Source organism: Glutamicibacter sp. NPDC087583 (assembly GCF_044743685.1).
Lineage (GTDB): Bacteria > Actinomycetota > Actinomycetes > Actinomycetales > Micrococcaceae > Glutamicibacter.
Genome location: NZ_JBIUWY010000003.1, coordinates 435,099 through 461,123, shown reverse-complemented (window position 1 = coordinate 461,123; position 26,025 = coordinate 435,099). Strand labels below are relative to the sequence as shown.

The following is a 26,025-nucleotide window of genomic DNA, read 5'->3' as shown; positions in this document are numbered from 1 at the left end:
CGTCGTTGCGGATATTTGGCCAGCACCGGCTAACTAGCGGCTTGGACTCTTGCCTAGCGCCGCCGCACCTTGCGAACAATCAGCAAGATGACACTGGTAAGCATGGCCGTCGCCAAGCTGACCAGCAGCGGAGTCTGCCACGGAATTTCCAGGACACTTCCGGTGAATTGTTCCCAGAAGGAGCCGACGGTCTTCCAGCCAGTGGTCTTCGATCCAATAACTCTGGCCGCGCTTTCCACGACTGCCGGCATCATCCATTGGATAGCCAATGCGAAAACCCACATCAGCAGGTTCATGACCCTCGAGAACCCGACGAATCCCAAGATGAGGCCGAGGATCAGCGGCCCGGAATACCAAAGGTAAACGTAGTACGACTGGGCGCCCGCAACGAGCGATGCGATGATCTGCAGCCAATAGCTCACGCCTACAGTGAGCGTTGCATAGAAGAGCACCGCTATGGGCAGCCGCAATTTAGTGGCCAGGAAATACCAGGCTTGGCTGACCAGCAGCAGGCCACCGAAAACCCAAAGATGGCGAATCGAAGCTGGGGAGAGTTCCCCGTCCAAGAGCCCCGGTTCGAATGCTTGGAGTCCTTGGAACCCCAGGCCCAAGAGTCCCAGGACCATGCCCACGGCAGTCACGATGGCAAAGCCGGTGCGACTATATCCAATGCGTCGGGCAAACCAGCAGCCCCAGAGGGTGATCACGGAGAAAACCACCAGCAGCCCTTGGGCGTCGTCGCTGGCATGCGGGAGAATTGAGCGGTCTTCCTGACCGATCCATAACCACGGCAACACCGCGATCGCAGTGATCAGCAATCCGGCGACCAATTGCATCCACCAGTTTTGCCAGACGCGCCTCATTGAACCCACTCTTACTCCTCGGTGTCCCTACGCGCTCATTGTTCCAGAGCCAGAGCGAAGCATCGCGAATGCCGGCAGGCGTTTCCTCCAACTCGCTCGGAGCTTGTGATTCGAATGTGAGTGATTTTGGCAGAAATGCCAGATGGCCCACGGGCATTCCACCCAACTGGAATGCCCGCGAGCCATCTGGACTATGTCTTCTACCTTGCCTCGGCGTGGGTGGCCAGGGCTCCTTGATCCCGTAAATGCAGATGGTTTACGTCATCAGGCGGTCCTCGTTGATTTCGGCGGTAACCTGTTCAACTTCATCTACCAACAGTGAACTACACATAGATCACACTGTGCAACAGGCGTGCTAACAACTAGTCAATATGATCAATCGGACAAGGAATATCTCGTTATTATTCACCATTTTGTCGTGAGATCTGAATCACAAATTTTTGATCAGGAAATGCGGCTGGGACTATTGACCTTGACGTTGCGTCAACCATTAGCGTGGTAGCCATGAAGGATTCAACTAGCCACGAGCCGGCAGTTCACCACTCGATTGCGCATGTCTCAAAATCCGCTGGCATCAGCAGCCGTACCTTGCGGCACTACGACCAGATCGGCTTGCTGAAACCTGACTACCTGTCCGCCAACGGCTACCGGTTCTACACCGACGGGCAGCTGGTCCGGCTCCAGCAGATTCTCCTGCTCAAGCAGCTGGGCATCAAGCTGGAGACCATCGCTGAAATCCTGGACGAGCAACGCGATGAACTGGTCGCGCTGAGCACCCACAAGGAACAGCTCCATAGGCAGCGTGCGGCGCTGGACCGGCAGATCGCTGCCTTGGAGCACAGCATTTCAACACTAACGACAGGAGGAAACATGGAACCGGAAAAGAGCTTTGACGGCTTCAACGAGCAGTACAAGCAAGAGGTTGCCGAACGCTGGGGCGCCGACGCGTATGAAGCATCGAATCGCTGGTGGCGTTCCAAAACCGGGGACCAGCAAAACGCATTCATGGAAGAGGTAAAGATGCTCAATCAGGATTGGATCGTGGCGGGGAAGAATTCCGTCCCAGCGGACAGCTTCGAAGCCCAGGAATTAGCGGCTCGACATGTGCGCTGGCTCCAGAGCGCCAAGGGCACCCCGCTGGATTCCGGCGATCCGGCACAGCACAAGGCATATATCTGCAATCTCGGCGAGATGTATGTCGCTGATCCGCGGTTTGCAAAGAACTACGGCGGATACGCGGAGCTGGTTCGCGACGCATTGCGGATCTTTGCAGAACGGGCTATCGAGCTGGACTAGGCTGTGGCTGTTCCCTATGGACTCGGGAACAGCCAAGGGCACCGCATTCAGCTCTGGGATTCGTTCGCGATATCGTCGCGGGCCTGCGCATAGCGTTCTTGGATATAGTTCTCCAGTGCAACGCGTTCCACGCGCCACATGCCCCGCCCGCCAATTTGGATGGCCGGCAGCTCGCCGCTTTTCACCAAAGCGCGGACCTGGGGCAGCTTCACATTCAGTTCCTCTGCCACGTCTTCCAACCGCAAAAACCTCATATCAACAGGTTACTGTGATTAGCGCCCATTTGATCTCAGCCTGGTTATTTTGTGGATAAAAGATGGCTTTTCGCCCGAGCATTCGCCCTGTTGACCCCAGTAGCCGACTTGCACGCAATAATATCGGCCAATCCGCGCAACACATTTGGGATTCACTGGTCATATTGACTAAAATCTAGGTTGGTACTTATGCACGCGCAACACAACCTGTCTCAGGAGACCACCACATGAATTCGGATACGTATCAGCTCGATGAAACCGACCGGCGTATCCTTCTGGCACTCGATGCGGATCCGCGTGTGCCGATCATGATGCTGGCGCAGCAGCTGGGCCTGGCCCGCGGCACCGTGCAGACTCGTTTGGAACGCTTGGCCCATTCAGGTGCGTTGCGCCCGAACACCGCGCGAATCCTCCCTGCGTCCATGGGCCGTGGCGTCAGCGCTTTCGTTAGCGCTGAATTGAACCAGGCCAGCTTGAATGAGGCCATCGCCGCACTGCGCCAGATTCCCGAGATTCTGGAATGCGTCGCGCCGGCGGGAGACACGGACCTGTTGATTCGTGTGGCCGCGACTGACCCGGATGACCTGTACCGGGTCAGTGAAGAGATCCGCCTCTGCCCGGGCATAACCCGCACTTCCACCTCGATGATCCTGCGCGATGTCATCCCATTCCGCACTACCGAGCTGCTCAAGAAGCTGAGCCAGGACTAGCTCCCAGTATGTTGGAGTCCAATGCGTAAACGCCGTTGCCGGCACCGCAAGGTGGCCGGCAGCGGCGTTTGGCATTATGGCCTGTTTGGAACTTCTTCGAGAATGGCAGCGGGCAGATACTTGGCCGAGCGGTACACCTGCATCATGGACAGCAGGCAGAGCACGGCAAGCAGGCCAATGAATAGAGCAGGATGAGCGACCGTGCGCCACAGTGCAAAGAATGTCGGGAAGCTGAACCCGATGAAACAGCACATGTAGAACCGGCCGGTCAATTTGCCGACATCGGCGCCGCCGGCAAGATCCAATACCTGGCTTAGCCCGGCAACCAGCAAAATGCCATTGGCCGAACCGGCTATGGCGAATGCGATAATTCCCAAGAATTCTGAGCCGCTCAGCGACACTGCGATCATCATGAGCAGTGCAGCCAGCGAGGTAGCCAGTCCAGCCATGAGCAGCTTGATCTTGCCCAAGTCATTGAATCTCTTGACGAATGGCTGGATCAAGGTGCCCATGCCCATGGTGACCGCGACTGCCAAGGTGGTGTAGAACAGGCTGGATTCACCGGCGCCGTTGCTCAGCGCCGGAACCACGGCAAACCCTGTTGCCGCCATGCCAAAGACCCATGGGGCTGCGGGCAAGACGATGCGGTAGAACCGCTGGAGGTTTGCCGGAGTCGTCACGTCGGCCTCCAGATGATGCCCTGCCCGGTCAGTGACTCGGTCTTCTCGGGTGAAGAACATCAACAGCAACCAGGACAGCGCCGCGGCGGCATGGACGATGTATGCCAGTTCCGGGCTGCCGCTGGTCCCGACAATTGCCCCTGAAATGACCGGTCCCAGCGCGAAGCCCAAGGACGTGCACAGCGCGGCGCGAGTCGCGCCGGCAGCTCCCGGGCTAAGCAGCTTCACCCAGCTGGTGATGGCAACCATGGCCAGGCCCATGCCCAAGCCGGTCAGGATGCGTCCCGCATAGAGACCGGACTCGTGAACCGATCCGAAGATGAGCCCGAGGGATCCCAGAATGGAGCAGGCCAGGGCTAGCAGCGAAAATGGCTTGCGCCCGAACTTGTCCGCCAGCGGTCCGCCGAAAGCCAACGCCGGGATCATGCCCGCCAGGTAGCTGCCCATGACCAGCATGGCCTCGAACTCACTGAGTTCGCGGAATTGCTGGTACCAATTGATCAGCGATACGTATTGGTTGGCGCACCAACCAGTGAGCACAAGGCATACGCCCGGAAGCCACCACGGAGTTGCCTTTCGGGTGGTGATGCGAACAGTGATTTCTACCGCTCCAACTCGTGGAACAGTTCACGGACGCGATCAGCAATTTCATCGCGGATCATGTTCATTCGTTCGGCACCGGTGATGCCGTCTTCACTGGGTTCGTAGGTGACCCAGCGTTCGGTCTTGATGGAGGGATCGAATTGCGGATTCGCATCGGAGCCAAGGATTACCACGCGGTCAACTTGCTCGACGACGCGAGGGTCGATGGCCTTGGGCGTGCCCTGCGACATGTCTGCGCCGGCCTGCGAGAGCGATTCAACCGCTTCGTGGTTGATGCCTGAACCTGGGTTGGTTCCAGCCGAGTAGCTGGTAACTTTCCCTTCAGAAATGTAGTCCATCAATGCGGCCGCCATTTGCGATTTGCCTGCATTGCGGGAGCAGATGAAAAGTACCGAGTTAGCCATGAACCTATTGAACCATTTGCGCGCCGGTTAGGGGCCTTTGGACGAGAAGGTTGCGAAGCAGGCAAAGACCTGCCTTTGGCGAAAGCAAACAGCACTCCCACTGTAGCTAAAAGTGGCGGAATTGGCTACGGTTGGAAATACTCAGCCCAAGGCAATAGGAGAAAACGTTGCTTGCTCTACATAAGAAGATGATTGTATCCGGCGTCGTCATCGTGTTGGCAGGCGTTCTCATCAGCAGCATCTTGCCAGTCCTGGCGATGTGGAGCTTCGAATCCGGTTTTGGAAGCAGCCCTTTGGGCAGCGCGCCGCTGGCTTTCCTTAATTCATTGATCCAGAGCGCGCTCATCCCCTTCGGCGCCGTGCTGGCCGCCATCGGCGTGGCCAAGCACATGACCCGGGCCGACGCCGCCGATTAGCGGCAAGATAGCTCCTGCGGCGGCACCGAACACGAAGGACCACCCGCGATTCGTTCGCGAGTGGTCCTTCTGGTTCGTTGCGCCGGTCCTACTTCAGCAGCTTGTAGGTCTTGATGGTTTCTCCCTTGAAGAACGCCGGGTGGCGCACCCGCATCCACAGCATGATGCCAACGCCCAGCAGCAGCACGCCGACCCCGAGGATGAACACCATGCCCACTCCCCCGATATTGGAGCCCGAACCGTAGTCCGGATTCATGGATTCGATGGCGGTGGCAAAGAACATCACCAGCAAGACGACGCCACCTGCCAACGGCGCCAAGAACTTGCAGAAGAAGTTCCTGGCATTGGCGAACAGTTCCCCGCGGAAGTACCAGACGCAGGCCAAGGCGGTCAGCCCGTAGTAGAAGCAGATCATCAGGCCCAGCGCCGTGATCGTGTCCCACAATGCGTTCTCCGAGAGCAGCCTGGTGACCACGTAGAACACGGCAGCGGCAGCAGCGGAGGCGAAAGTCGCCACCGACGGGGACATGAAGCGCGCGGAGATCTTCGCGAAGCTGGAGGGCAGCGCCTTGTAGTAGCCCATGGCCAGCAAGGTGCGTGCCGGCGAAACCATGGTGGATTGCAGCGAGGCCGCGGAGGAGGACAAGATGGCCAAGGACATCAGCATCGCCAGCGGGCCCATGACCGGACCGGAAAGCACCGCGAAAATTGATTCCTGGTTCTCCGGGTTGCCTGCGCCCAGGCCCGTGGTGCCCACCCCGGCCCAGTAGATCACCCCGAGGGATACGGCCAGGTACAACGCGATGATCACCAGCACCGTCCAGGTGGCGCCGCGTCCGGGGACCTTCTTCGGATCGGTGGTTTCCTCGTTCATGGTCAGGGTGACATCCCAGCCCCAGAAAACGAAGATGGACAGCGAGATGCCCGCGGCGAAGGCCGAGAAGGTATCGATGCCGGCCGGATTGAACATCTGCCAGGTGAGGGGTGTCGGATCATTGGGCTGGCTGGAGGTCAGGGCCATGACCGCGAAGAGCAGCAGCACCGCCACCTGGAACCCGACCAGCACGTACTGGAAGACCTTCGTGGCGTTCATGCCCCGGTAGGAGATCCAGGCGGCCACCGCAATGAACACCAGCGTGGTGGGGATGTTGACCCACAGGTTGCCGGTCAGCTCCGCAATCCACGGCTGGCCGGTGAGCTGGGCAATCAGGATATAGAAGAAGTCCACGGCCACTGCCGCCAGGTTGGAGAGCACAATCACCGTCGCAGCGATCAGGCCCCAGCCTCCCATCCAGCCGATCATCGGGCCGAAGGCACGCGTCGCCCAGGTGAAGGAGGTGCCCGAATCGGGCATGGCGCTGTTCAGCTCGCGGTAGCCCAAGGCCACCAGCAGCATCGGCAGGAATCCGGCCAGCAGGATCGCAGGCAGGCTGGTGCCGACTTCGGCCACCGTGGCGCCGAGGCCTGCGGTGAGGGTGTAGGCGGGGGCGATGCAGGAGATGCCGATAACGACAAGCCCCAGAACGCCAACGGTGCCCTTGGACAGTCCTTTTTCGTGCAGTCCGCTCTCGGAGCGTGCAGGCGGCGATGCCTGCCTCAAGTCGTGCGACATGGTGGTTACCTTAAACAATTAGCGAGGTGTGAGTGCGTCGGCCAGAAGTACCGAGCCACCTTCCGTCAGGGGTCAGATGGGCACCGTCCGCGTGCTTCGCGACGGCAAGTGCCCGGGGAACAAGGATCGTGCAGGAATGATGCGCTGCCTTCTAGCTGGCAGCCTCGAGGGTCGGGACGACGCCCATCGGGACGTTGAGCTGGCCCAGGATCCGCTGGGCCTTGGGGCCGATGAACAATCGGCGCGGGGCGGCCAGCCGGGCCGATCCCAGCAGCGCCAGGTCCCCGTCCTGCCAGGACAGCTGGGCGGCCGCTTCGTCCAGGCCGCGCCCGGAGACCACCTCGACTACCGCCTCCAGGCCCAGGGAACCGGTCAGTTCCCGCAGGTAGCTGCGGGTTTGGGCCAGATGGTCATCCAGCTCCAACCGGGGGTCGGCCAGGTCCATATGGGAGACCAGCGTGGCCACGCGCAGCGGCAGTCCGCAGGCGGCAGCGATCCGCGCCGAGAGACCGATGATTTCCCGTGCCCCCGGGCGGTCCCCCACGAATGCGGTCAGCCTGGTGATCTTCCCGCTGGCCGCGCGCAGCGTGGCCAGGGAGGCCGGCGAGGACATGAACACGGCCATCGGCGAGGAATGCAGCAGCGCATTGGCGATCGCCCCGGGGCTGAAGAATCCGGCTCGGTGGCGCTTGCGGCCGCCCAGCACGATCCCGTGGGCCCCGAATTCCTCGCCCAGGCCGATGAGCCCCTCGGCCACCGAGGGCACGGAACGGGCTACCACCGAGGTGGCGATTCCTTCCGGCACCAGGGCCAGGGCCTGCGCCGCCCAGCGGTCCACCTGGTCGGAGAGGATGGAGGAGAACCCATGGTCCCCGCCGGGGTAGACCGCGTTGAACGGGGTGGCGGCAGGCAGCACGATGGCGATCCGCAAGGACGCGTCGCGGGTACCGGCCACCAGGGCGCTGGCCAGTTCGATGGCTTCGGCACCGCGCTGGTCCGCGGTGTAACCTACGAGCAATTTCATGGTCTAGGCACTGGCCTTTTCCTTGGACGGGGTCAGCGTGGCAACGCCATCGTAGCTCTGGTCGTAGGCGGTGCCATCCAGTGCGGCGATGATGCGCGCGGCCGAGCGGCGGCCCATGCGCACCGCGCCGTCCACGTGCTGGAAGCCTTCGCCGGCCAGATCCGAGGAGGAGAAGTAGATCGGTCCGACATTCTCGTTCTGCGCCGGGCCGAAGCGGTGCAGCCCGCCCAGGTCGTAGCTGGTGGCGTAGGCGCCGCGGGTCCATTCCTCGGCGGCGAAGTCCGAGAGGTAGAAGACCTTGGGATCCAGTGCCTTCTCGCCCAGGTAGCCGGCCATGGCCTTGAGGATCACCGCGCGGCGCTGTTCCTCGTCCAGTTCCCACATGGCGTCGGCCTTCAGATCCGAGATGAAGCCGACCAGTGTGCCGGTTTCCTCCCCGGCATAGGTGTTGTCGTAGAGCTCCTGGACCAGGCTGCTCGGGCCGAAGCAGGTGCCCGACAGGCCCTCTTCGCGCCAGAACGGGGTGTCGTAGACGGCGTGGACCTTGATGACCAGGCCCATGGACTGGTGCTGGTGGGTGATCTGCTGCTTGCGCGGCAGCGCCGGGACGTAGGAAATGCGCGAGTACAGGTTCGGCGGTACCGCCAGCACGGCCTTCTTCGCCGAGACGGTCACGGTGCTCCCGTGGGCCACCACCCCGCCATCGAACCATTCGAGCTTGAGCACGGGGTTGTCCAGGAAGACGGTCTGCTGGCCCAGCTTCTCGGCCAGCGTCTTGGATACGCCCTGCATGGTGCCCACGATGCGCCGGTCCAGGATGAAGTCCTCGTCCACCAGGTTGTCGAAGGAGCCGGCCGAGGACGCCATGAGCACCGCCTGCAGCGCGGAGAAGGTGTGCGCCGGCTTGGTCAGCATGCCCCCGGCGATGAACAGGCCCACGTTGTTGCAGGCCAGCTCGTCGGCACAGTGCTGGCGCAGGAAGTGGTGGAAGGAGACCTGGTCCAGCTCCTGGGCCTCAGGGTGCTCCCACGGCTTGTCCGGGTCCATTTCGGCGGCCAGCTGGTTCATGAGTTCTACCAGCTTGTCCATTTCGGCCACGGTGCTGGCGGCCACCGGGAAGTCCTCGCCCTCATAGGCGATCCGCTCGCCTTCCCCGGTGAGGTAGACGCTCTTGCCCGCCTTGTAGCGTTCGAAGGTCTCGATGCCAAGTTCATTGATCAGCGAGTAGAGGCCGGTCTGGTCGGGGCTGATCCACTGGCCGCCGATCTCGATGGTCGCGCCGTCCATGACGTCGGTCCAGGTGCGCCCGCCGACGCGGTCGCGGGCTTCGAGCACCGCGACGGACTTGCCGGCCTTGCTCAGCTCATAGGCTGCTGTCAGTCCCGATGGCCCTGCACCGATGACGACGACGTCGCGTTCCAGATGTTGCATGATCGACTCCCTTGCACATTTAAATGAATAAGGTTCATTTACCTGTCATATAGCATAGGGTACGAAGATCCAGTTGTGAAGCACCCCACGTCAGGAAGAGGTCCGCATGAGTGAAACGGAAGCCAGGCGAGCCGGGCGCCCGCGCAAGGCGGTGCTGAATCGGGAGCGCATTACCGAGCACGCGCTGGAACTTGTTTCCGGGGACGGCTACGAGTCCCTGACCATGCAGCGGCTGGCAAAATCCCTGGGCGTCTCTCCATCGGCCCTCTACAACCACGTCGATTCCAAGCACGACCTCCTGCAGTGGATCCAGGAACTGGTCATGGCCGATATAGACACCTCGGTATTCGACCAAGCCGATACCAAGCAGGCTTTGCTTCAATGGGCTACGAGCTACCGGAACGTCTTCGCGCGGCACATTCCCCTGATTCCGGTCATCGCGGTACTGCCCGTCTCCGATTCGCCGCGCACCTTGGGAATGTACGAGCGCGTTGCCGAAGCGCTGGCAGACTTCGGCATGGCAGAGAACGAGATTGTGCCGACGATTGTTGCACTGGAGTCATTCATCTTCGGTTCGGCCATGGATACGGCCGCCCCGCATGACATTTTCGACACCAGCAATCACCAGGATCTCACTCCGCATTTCACCCAGGCTGTGGCGGCGCAACGCCGATCAGAGCTTGATACCAGCGACGATTCGTTCCAGCGCGGGTTGTCGGCCCTCGTTGCCGGCTTGCTGGCAAACGGAAGCTGAGCATGGGCTATCCGGAACAGCGGCCGCCGAAGAAGGGGCTTAGCGCCAAGCAATGGGCAGCTATTGCACTGGTGATCCTCGCGGTGGTCTTCATGCTGCAGAACCTGGCCTTCGTCCGCGTTGAATTCTTCTTGATCCATTCCACGGCTCCGCTGTGGCTTGTCCTGCTCATTACCCTGGCCGCAGGGTATGCCATCGGGTGGTTCTCCAGACGGCGAGGCTAGTCGTCGAGGATTGCCCACTCCCCCACCTGCTCGTTATCCGAGTCGTAGACATCTTCCTGGGCGCCGGCAACGATCGGATACATCGTGATGTTCGTCGACCAGTCGCGCAGAATCTTCTGCAGCTCCTCCAATGGCTTGAGCTGCATGTTCTCGGTATCGAAGTTAACTTCCAAAACAAAACGCATGGCCTGCTCCCGTCCTTCCCGTTGCCGCCATCCTATGCCTGCCGGGCATGAAATACGAGACTTGCCGCAAGCCCGGCCTCGGAGTAAGCACCTGGTCCGGAAACAGGAAAACGGGATCCCGAGTTGCCTCGGAATCCCGTTTTCCTGGAAATGCTTGCGAGAGCTACTGGCTTGCGCCCATGTAGCTCAGCGACTGGAGAGCTTCATTGCCGCCGACCTTGTACAAAGCCAAGACCAGGCCGCCGAAGACGATGCCCATGATGGCAGAAAAGCCGAGCGAGATCTTGACCAGCGAACGAACTTCGCCGCGGCTAACCTCGGCTTCATCGTTGAGGTAGCGAGCCGCGCCCTGGGTGAAGCTGGCTGCCGGGGTCAATGCGGGAACTGGTGCGGTGAGCAGGTTCGAGGCCGTATCGGTGGCTCCACCGCGCAGATGGGCAACAGTGGTGCGGTTCTTCCGATCCTGGCGGAGCTTGACGATGTTGGCGCCGTGGCGTGCCAAGAGGATGTCTTCACCGAGTGGGATCGAGGCCATTGTTGTTGCTCCTAAAGAATTAACGCTGCTGCATTTCCAGTCATATCCATCATTTCCGACCATTTATCTATTGAGAAGTGGTTTGTTCAGAACCCCACATGCCCCTGTGATGCAATCCGCATGATTCAGGGGTTAAATCGGCCTTTCTGGTGACCGGGGACATAGTTTCCCGGAATTGCGCGAGGTTAATTACCTGCCTGCATTCCGCTGGCACCTGCCGTTTATTCCCGACACCATTTCCCGGTTCATTGGCATTGGGTAAAGACGGGGCCAGCGGCTGCCCAAGGCCCTTGACGCGGCTGAGCCCCAGTCCGGAAATGGACTGGGGCCCAGCATCGTCAGCGCATGGGTGCAAACCCTATGCGGTCTTCAGGTCCTGCCCATCCTGCTTGCGCTGGCGCTTTGCCGCGCGGATCTGCAGTACCAGATCGTGGTTCGACAGGTCTTCCGGCGAGGCAACGCCGCGCTTCCGGGCCTTGGCAACCAGGGCCTGGCGGATTTCTGCCTGGTGGGTGCGCTTGTACCGGATCACCAGCACAACGGTTGCGATGGCCAGAACAATCAAGGTCACCAGTGCGGTGACAACAGTTGCGTCAAAATGCATTATCTTCTCGACCTCCCCATTCTTTCAGTCGCAGCTGCGGTGGGGTCCGTTGCTTGTCTGGAGAACCGATCCCCAGCTGCCAACGGGCCGCAGCCATGCTAAGAGAAGAACATCAAGTTTAGCATGTTTCTTCGACCAACGCAGGGCTGCGGGTTGTTCCTGCGAACATCGGCGAGATGGAAATCGGTCAAGAATGGGGCCTAGTACTCTCCGCTGCCGTGGCCGTGTTCGAATACCAGGGAGGTTTGGGTGGTGGCCACGGCCGGATTGGCCGAGAGGTTATCGAGCACGAACTGGCGCACATCCGAAGAATTGCGCACCGCTACGTGCAGGACGAAGTCGTCAGCGCCGCCCAGGAAGAACAGCTGTCGCACCCCCGGTTTGCTGCGCATGTCAGTAGCGAAGTTCGACATCAGGTGACGGGCTCCGGGACGGATTTTCACGAAGATCAGCGCTTCGAGCTCCCGGCCCAGAACCTGCGGATCCACTTCGATGGTGAAGCGCGAAATCACTCCCGAATCGCGCAAGGCATTCAACCGCGCCAGGCAGGTGGACGGTGCTATGCCCAGCTCCTCGGCGAGGGAGTTGTTGGTCCGCCGGGAGTTCTTCGTCAGCAACGCCAGCAGTTTGCGGTCTATGCCATCAAGCTGCGTTGCACGGCTCTCCCGCCCGGATTCGTTCATCGACATTCAGCCGCACCTGCTCCTCATTATCGCGGTTCGCTGGATTCATCATACGGCCCGGTTGGCGTCCCCTTGGCGTTTTTCCGCCACCAGTTCCCGGTGCCGCACCGTTTCCGTTCCGCTCGGTGCGCGACGCTGGGGAATGCTTCGTCCAGGACCTACGGAACGCTCTTGATCTGGCGTACCAGCACGGCGCCGAGGAGGCTGATCACCACAGAGCACAGGAACAGGGTTGGGTAGCCGCCGAACCAGCTCACCGCCAGCCAGGCGATCAGCGGGGCGACCACCTGCGGCAGCGAGTTGGCAATGTTGATCATACCCAGGTCCTTGCCGCGCGAATCGGCGTTCGGCAATACCTGGGTCAGCAGCGCAAAGTCCACCGCCAGGTAGGCGCCGAAGCCGATGCCCAGGAGCACTGCGGCGACAATGGCGGTGGCGAAGGAGGTTGCCGTCGCCAGCACGCCGGCCGCGGCGGCCACGATGACCGAAGAGATGATGACGTACTTCTTGCGCTTGCCGTCCTTGTCCGAGAGCTTGCCGGAGATCACCGAAGAGAAGATCACGCAGAAGGCGTAGATCGCGGTCAGCACCAGCACGCCCTGGGCCGGTTCTGGATGCTTGATGGCATCCTGCAGGAAGAACAGCAAGTAGACCAGGCACAGCTGGCAACCGAGATACAGCAAGAAGCGGGTCAGCCAGGCCCATCCGAAGTCGGCATGCTTGACCGGGTTGATCCAGAAGCTGCGCAAGAATTCCAGCGGCTTGACAGGCTCCAGTGCTCCCTTGGGCAGCGGAACATCCTGGCGCATCAGCACGAACGGAATGGAGCAAATGGCCACGGCGGTAGCGACGATGGCGTAGCCGAAGACCAGGTTGCTCGCAGCGACCATGCCGATCACGGCACCGATCAGCGAACCGCAGGTTTGGCCCAAGGCCACCAGCCCGCCAACCATGCCGCGCTGCTCTACCGGCACCTTGTCCGGGATGGCCGCGAAGATCGCAGCCAGCGCGGCGTTGCCGGCAGCTTGCATCAGCGCCCAGCCGATGACCAGCGTGCTCACGGTTTGCGAGGTCGACATCAGCAGCAGGGCCAGCGCAGCGCAGATAGTTCCAAAGAACACCCACGGGATGCGGCGCCCGAATTTCGATGTGCTGCGGTCGCTGAGCGCGCCGAACAGCGGGTTGGCTACCAGCGAGACGGCCGCGCCGACGCCGGTGACCAGCGAGAGAATCGCGTTCTTCTGGCTGGCATCCAGTTGTTCGGCGTGCAATCCGAGCAGCACCTGGATCGGTGCGAAGAAGCCGACATTGATACCGATATGGACAATGACAACCGCAGCGATCCAGCCAGGGCCAACCCGTTTGGTGGGCGTCTGCAGGGCCGCGGGAACCTTCAGTGGTTCGGCTGCATTCATAAGTTTCTTACCGGCCTAACTCGCGCGGACCCGTCAGGGGGTCCTTCAATTGTTCAATGCTTGGGGTGGCTGATTTCGCAATGAGCCGTCTCACGGCCTTGGCCATCAGGCCGCCATCGATCATCGAAGCGGACACCAATGAGCCCTTGGCGTCGAGCCCGAAGACCGTCTGGATCTTGCCTCGCCGGTTCAGGCGCGTCACGGTGCTGGCGGCCTGGCTGAAGTCGCCCACGGTTTCCACGTGCATTTCGTGGCGGTCGCTCCAGAACCATGGCACCGAACGCTTCGGTGCGGCTGTGCCCATGATTGTTGCCGCCGCTTGGGCGGCATCTTCCATGGCAGCTTCCCAGTGCACCGCACGGGGCTGGTTTTCCTCCCGGGCGACGTCGCCGATAGCCAGCACCTGCGGGTTGCTGAGGGAACGCTGCTGGGAATCGACAACGATCCCGTCGTCTACTTCCAGGCCCAGATGCCCGGCGAGCGCGGTTTCAGGTTCGACGCCGATGGCTGCCACGATCAGCTCCGCATCATGGCGCTGGCCATTGGCCAGTGCATAGTTGGGGCCGAGCTCGGTCACCGCACCAGTCAAGGTGGCAATGCCGTGGTTGGCATGATCTGCGTGCAGCTGTTCGGCAAGTTCTTGGCCCAGCACGTGGGCAAGAGGTGCGTCGGAGCTGGAAATCAAGGTGACTTGTGCCCCGGACATCTTGGCGGTGGACGCGAATTCGGCCCCGACCAGTCCCGCTCCGATGACAAGCACCCGCTGGCCGAACATCCCCGATTCCAGGACGTCGGATATCCGGGCGGCGTCAGCAGCGCTGTGCAGGCTGAGCGCATGGTGCCCACCGGGAACATCCAATGCCTTGGGCGTGGTGCCGGTAGCCAGCACAACCCAGTCGTCAGCGGATTGCGGCAGTTGCAGGCTTTGGACATCTTCCTGGATCAGGCCGACGCCATGGTGCTGGTACCAGGACACCGGTGCGAACGGTTCAACCTGCAGGGACTTGCTCAGCGGCGGACGATCATAGGGCAGGCCCTGGGCATCGCTGATCTTGATGGATCCGGCGTATTGCTGTTGCACCAGGTGCCGGGCCAGTGCGTACCCCGCGACCCCGCCTCCGATGATGTGCACGGAATGCATTTAGATTTCAAGCTCCAAGAAGCCGTCCACGACGTCCACCTTGTAGGTCCGGGCGTCCACGGTGGCGGGCATGCACTGCACCTTGCCGGTTTTCAGGTCGAAGGTCGAGGAGTGGATGGGGCATTCGATGCTGCAGTCTTCGAGCCAGCCGTCGGAAAGCGAAGCGACCTCGTGGGTGCATTCATCCTGCAGCGCATAGAAGTTGCCGTCTTCGGCGTGGAAGATCGCGATGTCTTCGCTTGCGCCGCTGTCTTTGGCTTCAACCAGCAGCGATTCGCCTTCGGGGACAAGATCTACGGGACCGACTCGGAAACTCACGATGACTCCTTAATAATCACGACGTTCTCCACTAATCTTGTCACCTATTGATTGCCTGCGCCTATTTGATGGCCAGTTATCACCGCTGCCCACGTCTTATGGCTGGGCGTGCAAGCGCGATACGAGGCCTTGCAAGGCGTGGTCCGCTGGCAGGAGGGCCAATGCACGGGCTCCGTCCAGCCCATTTCCCGGCGAATCCTGGACTTGCGCGGCAGGGACCAGCAGGTGCAGCTCCCGCACGAAGCTGCTTCTGGCGAATTCGCCGGCGAGCACTCCCCCGATGGCTGCGACCGGAATCGCTCCGGCCTGCTGTTCCAGCCTCGCGCGGCGCAATGCCGTTGCTGCGGAGCTGGCCAGTTCTGCACCGGCGAGCGCGCAGATCCGCGCCGCCATTTCATCGGTCGCGGCCAACTGGGCAACCGTCTGCGCAAAGGAGGCGACGATGGCCACCCTGTCCGGTATCGCCTGCAGGTCAATATACGCTTCGGAGAGATCGGGCCAGCGCTTCGCGAGTTCCCCGGTCAGCGCGGTGGCTGGCCCGCGGCCGTCAAAGCCGCGCATGGCCGCGTTCATTGCCTTCTGGCCAATCCAATAGCCGCTGCCGGCATCACCCATGATGTGGCCCCATCCATCAACTCGGGCCACCGAGCGGGGGCCTACCGCCAAGGTGACGACACCGGTACCGGCTGCAACGACAGCGCCGTGGCGTTCTCCCAGCGCTCCGAGATAGCTGGTCACCGAGTCGTGGGCCAGCGCAATATGGGAAATAGCGCTGGATCCGATGAGGTCGTAGAGCTGCCGTGCATCATGTTCGGCTTTCACCAGGCCTGTGGTGCCTACGCTCACGGTGCTGCACTCCCATCCGGCGGCAGCGGCAGCTTGGTTAATGGCGCGTGCCAGTTGGGGCAGGACTGGTTCATGGGTTTGCACACCGGGAAGCGCTAATTCTGCAGTTTTGCCATCCTGCTCGAATCTCAGCTTGATTCCGGTCTGCCCACCGTCTACTGCCAAAAGTCCAGATGCCATTTTTCCATTCCTCTTGCACTTTGTTTCCAGGATACTTTGCGCTCCCCGCATTGGCCGCAGAGCTGGCGGGGTTCGCCCTGCAATCCGCAGGTGCCGCGAACTGATCACCGGCACGGTCGAGTCAGCAGCTTCGCGGCCCAGAACTGCGGGCCCCGCGGTGTGGTTGCCTCTGGCAATGAATGGAAGAACGCAGGAACCCAATGGCAATCCACCTCTGCGGGATTCCAGCTGATTGGCAGCACCCTTCCGATAGGCCATGTCCTGGAAAGTTCAACGGCCGTTGGAGACTCGCATCCCGGTTGCTGGTGCACTCGCGACTCGTCGCACGCAATTGGCTGGAGAGGCTTGCTTGGGCGCAGATCGCGACCGAACAAGGTTATGAGGCATCTGGAAGCTTGGCCCAAACCGCAGCCCTGTACGGCACGAGCCGTGACGAATTCAAGGATTGCATCGCGCAGAGAGTTGAAGGAGGAGCAGAATGAACTTTCCCTCGAACGCGCAAAGGCCGTTGCAATCCCCGGGATCCAGGGATTGCAACGACCGCAAGAACGATGGTTGATTCTCGTTCAGCTATTGGGCTACCGCAGTTTCGATTTCCTTGAAGGCATTCTGCGCCGCGTCGCTTACGCTCTGGCGCTCGAAGAACACTTCCATTTCATAACGGTAGAGGACATCCTGAACCGCACTGAACCCCATTGGCGGGATTGGTTCCGTGCTCTGAAGTTCGGGTTTCAAGCTCGTCACGAATTCTGCAGAAGAAGCTTCGATTGAATCCAATTTTGAGACGACTTGTTCCCGCACTTCGGTGTTCGAAGGTAACCCGCGGTCCATCTGGTTCAGCGCGCCAGCTTCTTGCGAATTCACCATGAAGTCAACAAATCTCTTGACCTCTTCCGGGTGTTCGGTGCGAGCATACCCCGACATCATCATTGACGACTTGTGCCAAAGACCATTGTCCTCAGCCTTGCCGGTGTGGCTTGGCAGTCGCAGCGGAACCAAGTCCGAACCAACCGCTGTGGAAAGGCCTCCCAACTGGTTGCTCCACCACATGCCGAAGGCTGCCACTCCCGTGCCTGTCATAGAACGGTCTGGACCTGCATTCTGGTTTTCCGCCAGGACCGAGGCCTTTGGATAAGAACCGTTATCCATCAAGTCCTTGTGGTGCTGGAAGTACTTGGCCAGATCGTCAGGCGAGAATCCGAGTGATCCATCCGAGCTCGTCAGATTCTTCTTGTCTTGACGCAACCAGGTCTGCAACCCGGCCGGTTCGTTCGGGGCTTCGGCTCCATATTTGCCGTCGAGCTTCTGGCTCACCGTCTCGGTGATCGTCCGGTAGTCATCCCACGTCCAGGTCTTGTCATCTGGAACTTCCAGGCCAGCTTCGGCTAAGACTTTTGGATTTGCGGTCAATGTGAAGGAATTGATTCCGGTGGTAATGCCGACAAGGCCGGCATCGGTCGTACCGTTTTGAACGGCAACGTCTTCGAACTTGGAAACATCTACGCCTTCGAGGTCCAGCAATGCGCCGCGGTCCGCGTATTCGCGAAGGTACTTGTCGTCCATCTGGATAATGTCCGGAGCATCGTTGGAGGCAACCTGTGTTGCGAGCTTGTCCCAGTAGCCGCTCCAGTCGGAGTACTCGCCTTGGACATCGATGTCCGGGTTGGCCGCTTCGAAAGCCTCAATAATTTCATTGGTTGCCTGGGCCCGCGAATCCGAGCCCCACCATGAGAAACGAAGCTGGATCTTCCCGTCCTCACCGTCGGCAGCGCTGCTACCGCCACAGCCAGTGAGGGCCAGAGCGGCTACCGCCACAACTGCAACTGATTTGCTTAGCCGCAGACCGAATTTCCGTCCAGTTTTTCTCGTGCATACCTGCTGAGTCATGAAAATCTTCCTTGGGTGGGGTGGTGATGCGAGGCCATCCTGCAAGCAACACCTGGTTTTTCATTGTGGAAAGCGCTTGCCAAACAATCTAGGTGTGATTGCGGTCACTGGTCAAGGGGTTTCGGGAATCAAGTCAGTTAGTTTTCGCATGGCACGATTCCCAATGAACATCACTACTGGCCGTCAGCCAGCTGCGTGGACTCGCGCAGGACCGGCACACCGGAAACCACAATCTTCCGCAGTTCGCCGTGGTTCAGCGCCATCTCACCAGCCCATTTTCCGATTTCTTCCAGAGGAAGTCGAGCAGTGCTGACCGTGGGCGTAATGTCGATAAGGGTCGGGATGTCGTCGAATCCCACCACAGCGATATCTTCGGGAATACGCAAGCGGTTCTCGCGAATCGCCCGAATGGCACCCAGGGCCATGACATCCGAAACGCAGAACACGCACACCCGATGGACACCGCCTGCCGACTTCTGCCGCTTGAGGTAATCGCTCATTGCAACATAGGCCCCCTCGCGCGAGAAGGGGCCGCTGATAACTTCCTCTGCATCCAGGCCACTGCGCTTCAGCTTCTCCAGGAACCCGTTGGAACGGTCCCTTGATGTCAGCAGATTCGCTTCCCCGGCCAATACGACAAACCTGCGGTGGCCGGCACTGATCAACTCGGCCGCCAGGTGCTCGGCAGTTGCCTCGTTGTCGATTTGTATGCCGCCCATATCGGTCATGGGCTGGCCGATAATCATGACTTGGCCACCATTTTCCTGATAATTCTCGATCAGTTTCAGCAACTGCCCGTTCTCGCCCAAACTGCGCGATCCCGACAGGATGATAGCGTCCGTCCGTTGCGACATGAATGCCTGAACGGCTTCGATTTCCCGCTCGGGATCGTACTCCGTGCTGGCCAAAAGCAGCTGGACACCGCTATCACCAAGAGAGCGCTGCACTCCCCGGGCGATGGTAGAGAAGTAGGGGTCGGCTATGTCCCTGACCACCAAGCCGATCAGCTTCGTGGTGGATCTGGCAAGCGCTTGCGCTTGGGCATTGGGGAAGTAACCGAGCTTTTCAGCCGCAGCACGCACTTTATCCGAGATTTCCACAGCCGGCTTGCGTGCTGACCCATTGAGCACTCGCGAAGCGGTCGCCAGGGAAACCCCGGCTTCATTAGCCACATCAGTTAGTCGAACAGCCATCTGAAATCCTTATCATTCTCTGCAACCTGGCACAAGCTTATCTTTCGCGAACGTGATGGTTGACACTCCAATTACACCTCACTATCGTGGAAAGCGCATTCCCATTCTATTCCCTTACGCATTCCCCGTTTCGAGGAGACCCCAGTGACAGAAACAAAAGTTCTACGCATCGCCATGAACGGCATCACCGGCCGCATGGGATACCGCCAGCACTTGCTGCGTTCAATCCTTCCTATCCGAGACCAGGGAGGAATCACTCTCGGGGACGGTTCGAAGCTGACCGTTGAACCGATCCTCGTTGGACGTAACGAAGCGAAGCTGCGCGAACTTGCGCAGAAGCACCAGGTTGAGCACTACAGCACCGATCTTGACTCCCTGATTGATGACCCGAGTGTCGACATCATTTTCGACGCGTCCATGACTTCCTTGCGTTACGAAACGCTGTCGAAAGCCATCGGGGCAGGCAAGCATATCTTCACCGAGAAACCGACCGCTGAAACCCTCGAAGAGGCCGTGGATCTCGCCCGCCAGGCACAGGCCAAGGGAATTACCGCCGGCGTCGTGCACGACAAGCTCTACTTGCCGGGCCTGGTGAAGTTACGCCGTTTGGTCGACGAAGGCTTCTTCGGACGCATTCTCTCAATGCGCGGCGAGTTCGGCTACTGGGTATTCGAGGGAGACATCCAGGAAGCGCAGCGGCCTTCCTGGAACTACCGTCTTGCGGATGGCGGATCGATGACCACCGACATGTACTGCCACTGGAACTACGTCCTTGAAGGAATCATCGGCAAGGTCAAGTCCGTCACCTCGACCACGGCAACCCACATCCCTACCCGCTGGGACGAACGAGGCGAAGCCTACGAAGCCACCGCAGATGATGCGGCCTACGGCATCTTCGAACTCGAAACTCCTTCCGGCGATGCAGTAATTGCGCAGATCAACTCCTCGTGGGCAGTGCGCGTCTACCGCGATGAACTGGTGGAATTCCAGATCGACGGCACCCACGGTTCCGCCGTCGCGGGATTGAACAAGTGCGTTGCCCAGCAACGCGCCCACACTCCGAAGCCTGTTTGGAACCCCGATTTGCCAGTCACTGAGTCGTTCCGCGACCAGTGGATGGAAGTTCCCGCCAATGCCGACCTGGATAACGGCTTCAAGCTGCAGTGGGAAGATTTCTTGGCCGACATCGCAGCGGGACGCAAACACCAGTATGGCCTGCTTTCGGCCGCTCGCGGTGTCCAGCTGGCGGCTTTGGGATTGCAGTCAGCCGCCGAACGACGCACCCTCGATATCCCGGAGATCACGCTATGAGCTACGCATCCTTGCCCGAATTGACACTCATTGACGAAAACGGGCAGAACTTTTCCTATCGGTTGAAAGGCCCCGGCGAATTCCAGCGGCCGTCTGCCCCGCTTTCCTCGCGCAAGGCCTATGCCGCAGCCCATGTCATCCCCCTCATGGGAGCAGACAATACGCCTGGCGCACCGGCAAGCATCGATTGGGATGCGACGCTGGCCTACCGGCACGAGCTATGGTCCTACGGGCTGGGTGTCGCCGATGCGATGGATACGGCGCAGCGAGGCATGGGGCTGGACTACGCGGCTACCTGCGAGTTGATCAGGCGATCGGCGATCGAAGCGGCCGTGGTTCTCCAGAAGAACAGCTACCCGGCCTTGGCCGGGCTCACCGTCAGGGATATCCTCGCCTGCGGTGTCGGCACGGACCAGCTGTCGGCAGACACTGTCCAGCCGGGCCAGCTGGCTGAAGTCACCAACGCTTATTTGGAGATGCTGCGCCTTGTTGAAGATTCAGGTTCGAAGGCGATCTTGATGTGCTCCCGGGCCCTGGTCAAGGCAGCGCGCACCTCGCAGGATTATCTGGACGTGTATGCGACTTTGCTCGACGCTGCCAAGCAGCCAGTGATCCTGCATTGGCTTGGAGACATGTTCGATCCACAGTTGAGCGGCTACTGGGGAACACAGGATTTGGCAGAAGCCACCGGGGTTTTCCAGTCCATTCTGGAGCAGCACGCGTCGAAAATCGACGGCGTCAAAGTCTCTTTGCTCAATGCCGAGCATGAGAAGCAGCTTCGTGCCGCATTGCCAGCTGGAGTGCGCCTCTACACTGGAGACGATTTCAACTATCCCGAGCTGATTCACGGTGACGGGCAACTGCATTCCGATGCGTTGCTGGGAATTTTCGCCGCCATCTATCCCGCTGCGTCAACGGCCCTGCAGGCTTTCGATGCAGGCGACGCAGAACGCGGCCGGAAGATCCTGGACTCCACCAGAGAGCTGGGATTGCATATTTTCAGCGCCCCAACTTTCTACTACAAGACCGGGATTGCCTTTCTTTCGTGGCTCAATGGGCACCAAAGCGGTTTCCAGATGATCGGCGGGCTGCACGCCGGACGTTCACTGCCGCACTTGGTGCGCACATTCGTTCTCGCTGATGGCGCTGGCCTGTTGCAAAACCCTGATCTGGCTGCTGGGCGAATGGAACAGCTCCTGGCAATTTCTGGAATCAAAACTACAACTTCGTCCCTGACAGGTGTGTCATGACATTCGAACTATCGCTTAATACCGGCACTACCCCGAATCTCAGCCTCCACGAAGCCGCTGAAGCTGCAGCGCAGGCGGGCCTGAGCCATATTGGTCCGTGGCGGCATTTGCTTGCCGAGGCCGGTGGCGCTGGGCCAGCAGCCCAGATCATCGCTGGGGCAGGGCTCAAAGCCAGCACCTTGTGCCGTGGCGGCTTTCTCACTGCACCTTCTGCCGAAGCCCAAGCTGCCGCGCTGGCATCGAACCGGCAGGCCATCGAGGAAGCTGCCGTCATCGGCGCCAATGAATTGATCATGGTCGTGGGCGGCTTGCCGTCGGCCGCGCATATTCTGGGCGGCACCGGGGATCCAGCAGACAAGAACATTGTCGCGGCGCGTGATCGCGTCGCGCGCGGCTTGGAAGAGCTGGTTCCCATCGCCCTGGAACACGGCGTTCGGCTGGTGCTAGAACCGTTGCATCCAATGTATGCCGCCGACCGAGCGGTGCTTTCCACACTCGGACAGGCCCTGGACTTGGCCAGTCCTTATCCAACCAAGGCCGTGGGCGTTGTTGTTGACACCTTCCATGTGTTCTGGGATCCGCAGTTGCAGCAGCAGATCCAGCGGGCAGGCCTTGAGCATCGCCTGGCCAGCTACCAGATCTGTGATTTCAATCTGCCGATTGCCAGCAATGCACTGCAATCCAGAGGCATGATGGGCGACGGCCATATCGATTTCTCGGCGATTTCCCGATGGGTGTCACAGGCCGGATACCGAGGTCCAGTTGAAGTCGAGATCTTCAATGAGGAGATCAACCAGCAGGATTCCGCGCTGACCTTGGCAACCATGTCCCAGCGCTACGAAACTCTAGTACTGCCCCACCTTGAGCAAGCTGCGGGCGTTCAGCCGGCCAGCGCATTAAACTGATCTGAATTCGAATATCTCTGAAGGAACACGATGAATCAGCAAGCCACCGCAGCGGGATCTGCAACGACTAGTGCCCTGGCAGCGCCAACTGCTCCTGCGGTGGTGCTGATTGGTCTGAACGGATTCGGACGCCAGCATTTGGCAAATATCCATCGACTCGCAGCCGAGGAGAAAATCACGTTCCTTGCCGGCATCGATCCGGTCGATCCCGGGAAAGAGATTCGCGGCAAGGACACGCACGTGTTCGCCGACTTTGATGCTTTCCTCAGCTCCGGATTAACCCCGGACATCATCATTATTTCAACGCCGATCAGTACGCATGCCGACCTGGCGATGAGGGCCTTGCGTACAGGTGCAGATCTCTACCTCGAAAAACCGCCGACAGCGACCCTGGATCAGTATTCACGCCTGCTGCAAGCCGCGGCCGATGCTGGCGCCCACGTGCAGGTAGGGTTCCAGGCCCTTGGCTCGACAGCCTTGAAAACCATAGATGGGTTCTTCGCCGATAACGCGAAGAACTCTCCCATCGGGGCCCTTCGTGCGGTGGGTGCCAGTGGAAATTGGCTCCGCACCACGGGCTACTATGAACGTTCGCCTTGGGCAGGACATCGGAAACTCGACGGCGTCGAGATTGCCGACGGTGTAGTGACCAATCCCCTGGCCCACGCGGTCGCCAGCGCCTTGCACATCGCCGGAGCGCGCAAAGCCCAGGATGTCGCCCATCTGGCCACCGAGCTGTATCACGCCCACAGCATCGAAGCAGACGATACCTCCGTGGTGCGCGTGCAAACGAGCACCGGAATCCCCGTCATTGCCGCGCTGACCGTTTGCGCCAGTGAACAGCAGGATCCATGGATCACCATCTATGGCACCGAAGGCACCGCAACCTTGTACTACACCCGTGATGAGCTGCTGGTTCGACCCAACCCGGACTTGGGGCTTCCAGAATCTTCTGAAGTTTTCGGACGAGTCAACCTTCTCGAGAACCTCGTCGAGGTGCGCAACGGCAGCGAAACCGAACTCTTGAGCTCTTTGGCGTCGGCCGGTGCTTTCATGCGCGTTCTCGAGCAGATACGGACCTCGGATACTCCAACTCAGATCGCAGAAGTGCAGGTTATCCCTGCCGGGGATGGAGCAGATTTCCACCCAGTGATACCGAACATCGAACGATTCATCGACCGAGCGGTGGCGGCGCAGTCCAGTTTCTCTTCACTCGGAGCGCCTTGGGCCTTGCCAGCGAAAACCAGTGGCTCGTTGTCGCTGATCCATCCCGCAACGGGGAAGCAGCGCACCCTTGCGGAGTTGCGGACGGGAGAAGATATTTCCCGCACCAATTCACCGCGTCCCTTCTTGGATAACCTGAAGACCTTCAACGGAGTTGTGGTCAGTGAGCAGCAACCGCTTGACCACACCTGGCATCTAGGTGTCGGGGTTGCATTGCAAGATGTGAACGGGACCAATTTCTGGGGAGGGCGCACCTACACCCGCGACGCCTCACGCTACATATGGCGTGCGGACCATGGACATATCCGCACAGCGTCCAATGCGTTCGCCCGCAATGGCAGCGCTTTGGATTCGCAGCTTGAATGGGTCAGCCACGAACAGGAAATCCTGCTGGATGAGCACCGTTCGATTGAGCTCAATGCATTTGAGGACCACGAAAGCGCCATCACCGGCTGGAGCCTGGATTTCAGTTTCAGGCTCTCGGCGCGCGAACGCCAGGTGTCGCTTGGCTCTCCGGGTACCAACGGCCGTCACAACGGCGGCTACGGAGGTTTCTTCTGGCGTCTGCCTCCAATCGCTGATCCACAGATTTTTACCCCATCGGCTTCCGGGGAATCGCAAGTCCACGGTGTGCACAGTCCATGGCTCGCCTTCAGTGCTACATTCTCTTCGGACTCGGTGGGTTTGGCTGATCTTGCTGAAGGCCACGGGGATGCCACCATTATTTTCTGCAGTGAGCAAGATGACCCATGGTTTGTTCGCAGTTCTGGATATCCGGGTGTCGGCAGTTCGCTGGCCTGGTCTACACCGGTTGTGCTGGACCCTCAGGAAGCGATAACCCGCCAAGTTCGAGTACTCGTGGTTGATGGGAGGGTCCCGGTGCAGACCGTGGCCCTGCTAGCCCGAAAATACGGTTCAGGTTCCAAGGAAGGCTGATTGTGCCCACCACCGCCACTCATGAATACGCAAAGAAGCATGCCCAACTGGTCGAGCTCATCAGAAGCCGCGATGGGCAGTATCTGCTTCTCTCAACCCCCGCTTCGCTTGCCTGGCTCTTGGGCGGTGCCCGCACGCACGTATCTCTTGCGGCACCACCCATTGCCAGGGTTCTGGTTCATGCCCAGGGGTGCGAGCTTGCCACGTCCGTGAGCGAAGCTGCACGGATCCAGCGAGAAGAGCTCGGCAACGTGGAACAAGTTTCGGTGCATGTCACCGCCTGGTACCAGGATCTCGACAATGTCCGAGAATGGTTTCCAGCGGCGAGCGGACAAAAGATCCTCAGCGAGCGGGAAATCGAGTCCGATTTGCGAGCCCTTCGCTCAGCACTCAATGAAACTGAGATTAATAGGTATCGCGCTCTTTGCCGCGACACGGCTGCGCTCATGACCCAAGTGCTGTCGGCCGCCCGTAGCGATGATTCCGAGTTCGACGTGGCAGCCAAGCTGACAGCTGGAGCCGTCGTCCAAGGAGGCGAAGTGCTCGTTGCCTTGGTCAGCGGCGATTCACGTGCCGCAGCCCGGCACCCCCTGCCCACCGCGGCCCCGCTCGGAGGCAAAGCCATGGCAGTGCTGTGCGTAAGACGTCATGGGCTCATTGCCAACATCACCAGGTGGGTGCGATTCGGTGCGCCGACGCCTCAGGAACTCTCTGGAGAAGACGACATCCTGGCTGTCGAGGCAGATATCCTTGCGGCAATTCGCCCTGGCGGCGTTCTCGGTGAATTATTGCCCGTCATCCAGGAATCCTACCCGGAGCATGGTTTCGATGCCGGGGAATGGTCGTTGCATCATCAAGGCGGCATTGCCGGCTACAACGGACGAGATCCCCGGCTCACCCCAGGAGCAACTGATCTCTTCCAGTTGAACCAGGCTTTTGCGTTCAATCCCAGTGCAGCACGCGATGGTCTGGCGTTCAAAGTTGAGGACACCATGCTGCTGACCGAGTCCGGGGATTTTGAGGTTCTCACCTTCGATCCGCTCTGGCCCTCAAACCTGGTTAACGGTTTGCCACGGCCGGCAGTACTTCAACGCTAAGCGCACCCCTAAACAATTATTGGCTGGGAAATCCTTTTGAGGTT

General features: G+C 60.1%; 28 protein-coding genes. 10 read left to right on the top strand and 18 right to left on the bottom strand.

Translation table 11 applies throughout. The annotated features are described in order from the left end of the window. Window positions 1-53 precede the first annotated feature (53 nt). Window positions 54-872, bottom strand: coding sequence for a hypothetical protein (locus ACIOU9_RS11245; protein ID WP_332502710.1), 819 nt, complete (start codon window positions 870-872; stop codon window positions 54-56). Between the two features lie 495 nt (window positions 873-1,367). On the opposite strand from ACIOU9_RS11245, the gene ACIOU9_RS11240 reads away from it, so the two are divergent. Continuing rightward, a complete protein-coding gene (locus ACIOU9_RS11240) occupies window positions 1,368-2,159 on the top strand; it encodes a MerR family transcriptional regulator (RefSeq protein ID WP_332487558.1) in 792 nt (263 codons plus the stop codon). Window positions 2,160-2,206: 47 nt separating this feature from the next. Here ACIOU9_RS11240 and ACIOU9_RS11235 read toward each other — a convergent pair whose 3' ends face one another. Next, on the bottom strand, window positions 2,207-2,413 hold the full coding sequence (locus ACIOU9_RS11235) for a helix-turn-helix domain-containing protein (protein WP_105656318.1): 207 nt from the start codon (window positions 2,411-2,413) through the stop codon (window positions 2,207-2,209). A gap of 227 nt (window positions 2,414-2,640) precedes the next feature. On the opposite strand from ACIOU9_RS11235, the gene ACIOU9_RS11230 reads away from it, so the two are divergent. Then, window positions 2,641-3,123: an Lrp/AsnC family transcriptional regulator gene (locus tag ACIOU9_RS11230; protein WP_332487556.1), complete on the top strand. Its 483-nt coding sequence runs from the start codon at window positions 2,641-2,643 to the stop codon at window positions 3,121-3,123. A gap of 74 nt (window positions 3,124-3,197) precedes the next feature. On the opposite strand, the gene ACIOU9_RS11225 is transcribed toward ACIOU9_RS11230, so the two are convergent. Together ACIOU9_RS11225 and ACIOU9_RS11220 are read right to left on the bottom strand one after the other, a co-directional pair. Further along, window positions 3,198-4,343 carry an MFS transporter gene (locus tag ACIOU9_RS11225; protein WP_388023154.1) on the bottom strand — a complete coding sequence of 382 codons (1,146 nt, stop codon included), beginning with the start codon at window positions 4,341-4,343 and terminating at the stop codon, window positions 3,198-3,200. Window positions 4,344-4,405: 62 nt separating this feature from the next. Continuing rightward, complete coding sequence (locus tag ACIOU9_RS11220; protein WP_105656315.1) at window positions 4,406-4,810, bottom strand: low molecular weight phosphatase family protein; 405 nt, start codon at window positions 4,808-4,810, stop codon at window positions 4,406-4,408. 167 nt (window positions 4,811-4,977) lie between these two features. Here ACIOU9_RS11220 and ACIOU9_RS11215 point away from each other — a divergent pair, with 167 nt between their 5' ends. Further along, a complete protein-coding gene (locus ACIOU9_RS11215; RefSeq protein WP_146112217.1) occupies window positions 4,978-5,226 on the top strand; it encodes a hypothetical protein in 249 nt (82 codons plus the stop codon). A gap of 88 nt (window positions 5,227-5,314) precedes the next feature. Here ACIOU9_RS11215 and ACIOU9_RS11210 read toward each other — a convergent pair whose 3' ends face one another. The 3 genes from ACIOU9_RS11210 to ACIOU9_RS11200 form a co-directional block, all read right to left on the bottom strand. Then, a complete protein-coding gene (locus tag ACIOU9_RS11210) occupies window positions 5,315-6,838 on the bottom strand; it encodes an APC family permease (RefSeq protein ID WP_402696938.1) in 1,524 nt (507 codons plus the stop codon). 151 nt (window positions 6,839-6,989) lie between these two features. Continuing rightward, entirely contained in the window at window positions 6,990-7,862 is an 873-nt protein-coding gene (locus ACIOU9_RS11205) for a universal stress protein (RefSeq protein ID WP_402696936.1), read from the bottom strand. Between the two features lie 3 nt (window positions 7,863-7,865). After that, complete coding sequence (locus ACIOU9_RS11200) at window positions 7,866-9,293, bottom strand: flavin monoamine oxidase family protein (protein ID WP_402696935.1); 1,428 nt, start codon at window positions 9,291-9,293, stop codon at window positions 7,866-7,868. Window positions 9,294-9,399: 106 nt separating this feature from the next. Between ACIOU9_RS11200 and ACIOU9_RS11195 the strand changes: the two genes are divergently transcribed. Further along, window positions 9,400-10,047, top strand: coding sequence for a TetR/AcrR family transcriptional regulator (locus ACIOU9_RS11195; protein ID WP_105656310.1), 648 nt, complete (start codon window positions 9,400-9,402; stop codon window positions 10,045-10,047). A gap of 2 nt (window positions 10,048-10,049) precedes the next feature. Beyond that, complete coding sequence (locus tag ACIOU9_RS11190; RefSeq protein ID WP_105656309.1) at window positions 10,050-10,271, top strand: LapA family protein; 222 nt, start codon at window positions 10,050-10,052, stop codon at window positions 10,269-10,271. Here ACIOU9_RS11190 and ACIOU9_RS11185 read toward each other — a convergent pair. The 10 genes from ACIOU9_RS11185 to ACIOU9_RS11140 all read right to left on the bottom strand — a co-directional run bounded on the left by ACIOU9_RS11185 (window position 10,268) and on the right by ACIOU9_RS11140 (window position 19,258). Continuing rightward, entirely contained in the window at window positions 10,268-10,456 is a 189-nt protein-coding gene (locus ACIOU9_RS11185; protein WP_038993331.1) for a hypothetical protein, read from the bottom strand. The two genes, ACIOU9_RS11190 and ACIOU9_RS11185, sit on opposite strands and share 4 nt — an antisense overlap. 163 nt (window positions 10,457-10,619) lie before the next feature. Then, window positions 10,620-10,991 carry a hypothetical protein gene (locus ACIOU9_RS11180; RefSeq protein WP_105656308.1) on the bottom strand — a complete coding sequence of 124 codons (372 nt, stop codon included), beginning with the start codon at window positions 10,989-10,991 and terminating at the stop codon, window positions 10,620-10,622. 358 nt (window positions 10,992-11,349) lie between these two features. Then, window positions 11,350-11,595 carry a hypothetical protein gene (locus ACIOU9_RS11175; RefSeq protein ID WP_105656307.1) on the bottom strand — a complete coding sequence of 82 codons (246 nt, stop codon included), beginning with the start codon at window positions 11,593-11,595 and terminating at the stop codon, window positions 11,350-11,352. A 200-nt stretch (window positions 11,596-11,795) separates the two neighbouring features. Beyond that, window positions 11,796-12,284, bottom strand: coding sequence for an Lrp/AsnC family transcriptional regulator (locus ACIOU9_RS11170; protein ID WP_105661972.1), 489 nt, complete (start codon window positions 12,282-12,284; stop codon window positions 11,796-11,798). A gap of 152 nt (window positions 12,285-12,436) precedes the next feature. Beyond that, a complete protein-coding gene (locus ACIOU9_RS11165) occupies window positions 12,437-13,693 on the bottom strand; it encodes an MFS transporter (RefSeq protein WP_105656305.1) in 1,257 nt (418 codons plus the stop codon). Window positions 13,694-13,700: 7 nt separating this feature from the next. Continuing rightward, on the bottom strand, window positions 13,701-14,834 hold the full coding sequence (locus tag ACIOU9_RS11160; protein ID WP_402696933.1) for an NAD(P)/FAD-dependent oxidoreductase: 1,134 nt from the start codon (window positions 14,832-14,834) through the stop codon (window positions 13,701-13,703). Then, window positions 14,835-15,152, bottom strand: coding sequence for a bifunctional 3-phenylpropionate/cinnamic acid dioxygenase ferredoxin subunit (locus tag ACIOU9_RS11155; protein WP_105656303.1), 318 nt, complete (start codon window positions 15,150-15,152; stop codon window positions 14,835-14,837). It lies immediately after the preceding gene. A gap of 96 nt (window positions 15,153-15,248) precedes the next feature. Next, a complete protein-coding gene (locus ACIOU9_RS11150) occupies window positions 15,249-16,178 on the bottom strand; it encodes an N-acetylglucosamine kinase (protein ID WP_105656302.1) in 930 nt (309 codons plus the stop codon). Between the two features lie 570 nt (window positions 16,179-16,748). Continuing rightward, window positions 16,749-18,065, bottom strand: coding sequence for an ABC transporter substrate-binding protein (locus tag ACIOU9_RS11145; protein WP_105661977.1), 1,317 nt, complete (start codon window positions 18,063-18,065; stop codon window positions 16,749-16,751). 173 nt (window positions 18,066-18,238) lie between these two features. After that, entirely contained in the window at window positions 18,239-19,258 is a 1,020-nt protein-coding gene (locus ACIOU9_RS11140) for a LacI family DNA-binding transcriptional regulator (protein WP_105656299.1), read from the bottom strand. A gap of 174 nt (window positions 19,259-19,432) precedes the next feature. Between ACIOU9_RS11140 and ACIOU9_RS11135 the strand changes: the two genes are divergently transcribed. The 4 genes from ACIOU9_RS11135 to ACIOU9_RS11120 are packed head-to-tail and all read left to right on the top strand — an operon-like array spanning window position 19,433 to window position 24,884. Next, window positions 19,433-20,569, top strand: coding sequence for a Gfo/Idh/MocA family protein (locus ACIOU9_RS11135; protein ID WP_133834173.1), 1,137 nt, complete (start codon window positions 19,433-19,435; stop codon window positions 20,567-20,569). 11 nt (window positions 20,570-20,580) lie between these two features. Further along, window positions 20,581-21,819 (top strand): dihydrodipicolinate synthase family protein, encoded by a 1,239-nt coding sequence (locus ACIOU9_RS11130; RefSeq protein WP_402696964.1) that lies wholly within the window; start codon window positions 20,581-20,583, stop codon window positions 21,817-21,819. Then, window positions 21,816-22,724 carry a sugar phosphate isomerase/epimerase gene (locus tag ACIOU9_RS11125; protein ID WP_133834027.1) on the top strand — a complete coding sequence of 303 codons (909 nt, stop codon included), beginning with the start codon at window positions 21,816-21,818 and terminating at the stop codon, window positions 22,722-22,724. Before ACIOU9_RS11130 ends, ACIOU9_RS11125 begins: the two co-directional genes overlap by 4 nt. Window positions 22,725-22,754: 30 nt before the next feature. Further along, window positions 22,755-24,884, top strand: a complete 2,130-nt coding sequence (locus ACIOU9_RS11120) for a DUF6807 family protein (RefSeq protein WP_105656295.1) — start codon at window positions 22,755-22,757, stop codon at window positions 24,882-24,884. 92 nt (window positions 24,885-24,976) lie between these two features. Here ACIOU9_RS11120 and ACIOU9_RS11115 read toward each other — a convergent pair whose 3' ends face one another. After that, on the bottom strand, window positions 24,977-25,156 hold the full coding sequence (locus tag ACIOU9_RS11115; protein WP_332730684.1) for a hypothetical protein: 180 nt from the start codon (window positions 25,154-25,156) through the stop codon (window positions 24,977-24,979). Between ACIOU9_RS11115 and ACIOU9_RS11110 the strand changes: the two genes are divergently transcribed. Further along, window positions 25,151-25,981 carry a M24 family metallopeptidase gene (locus ACIOU9_RS11110; RefSeq protein ID WP_402696930.1) on the top strand — a complete coding sequence of 277 codons (831 nt, stop codon included), beginning with the start codon at window positions 25,151-25,153 and terminating at the stop codon, window positions 25,979-25,981. The two genes, ACIOU9_RS11115 and ACIOU9_RS11110, sit on opposite strands and share 6 nt — an antisense overlap. Window positions 25,982-26,025 lie beyond the last annotated feature (44 nt).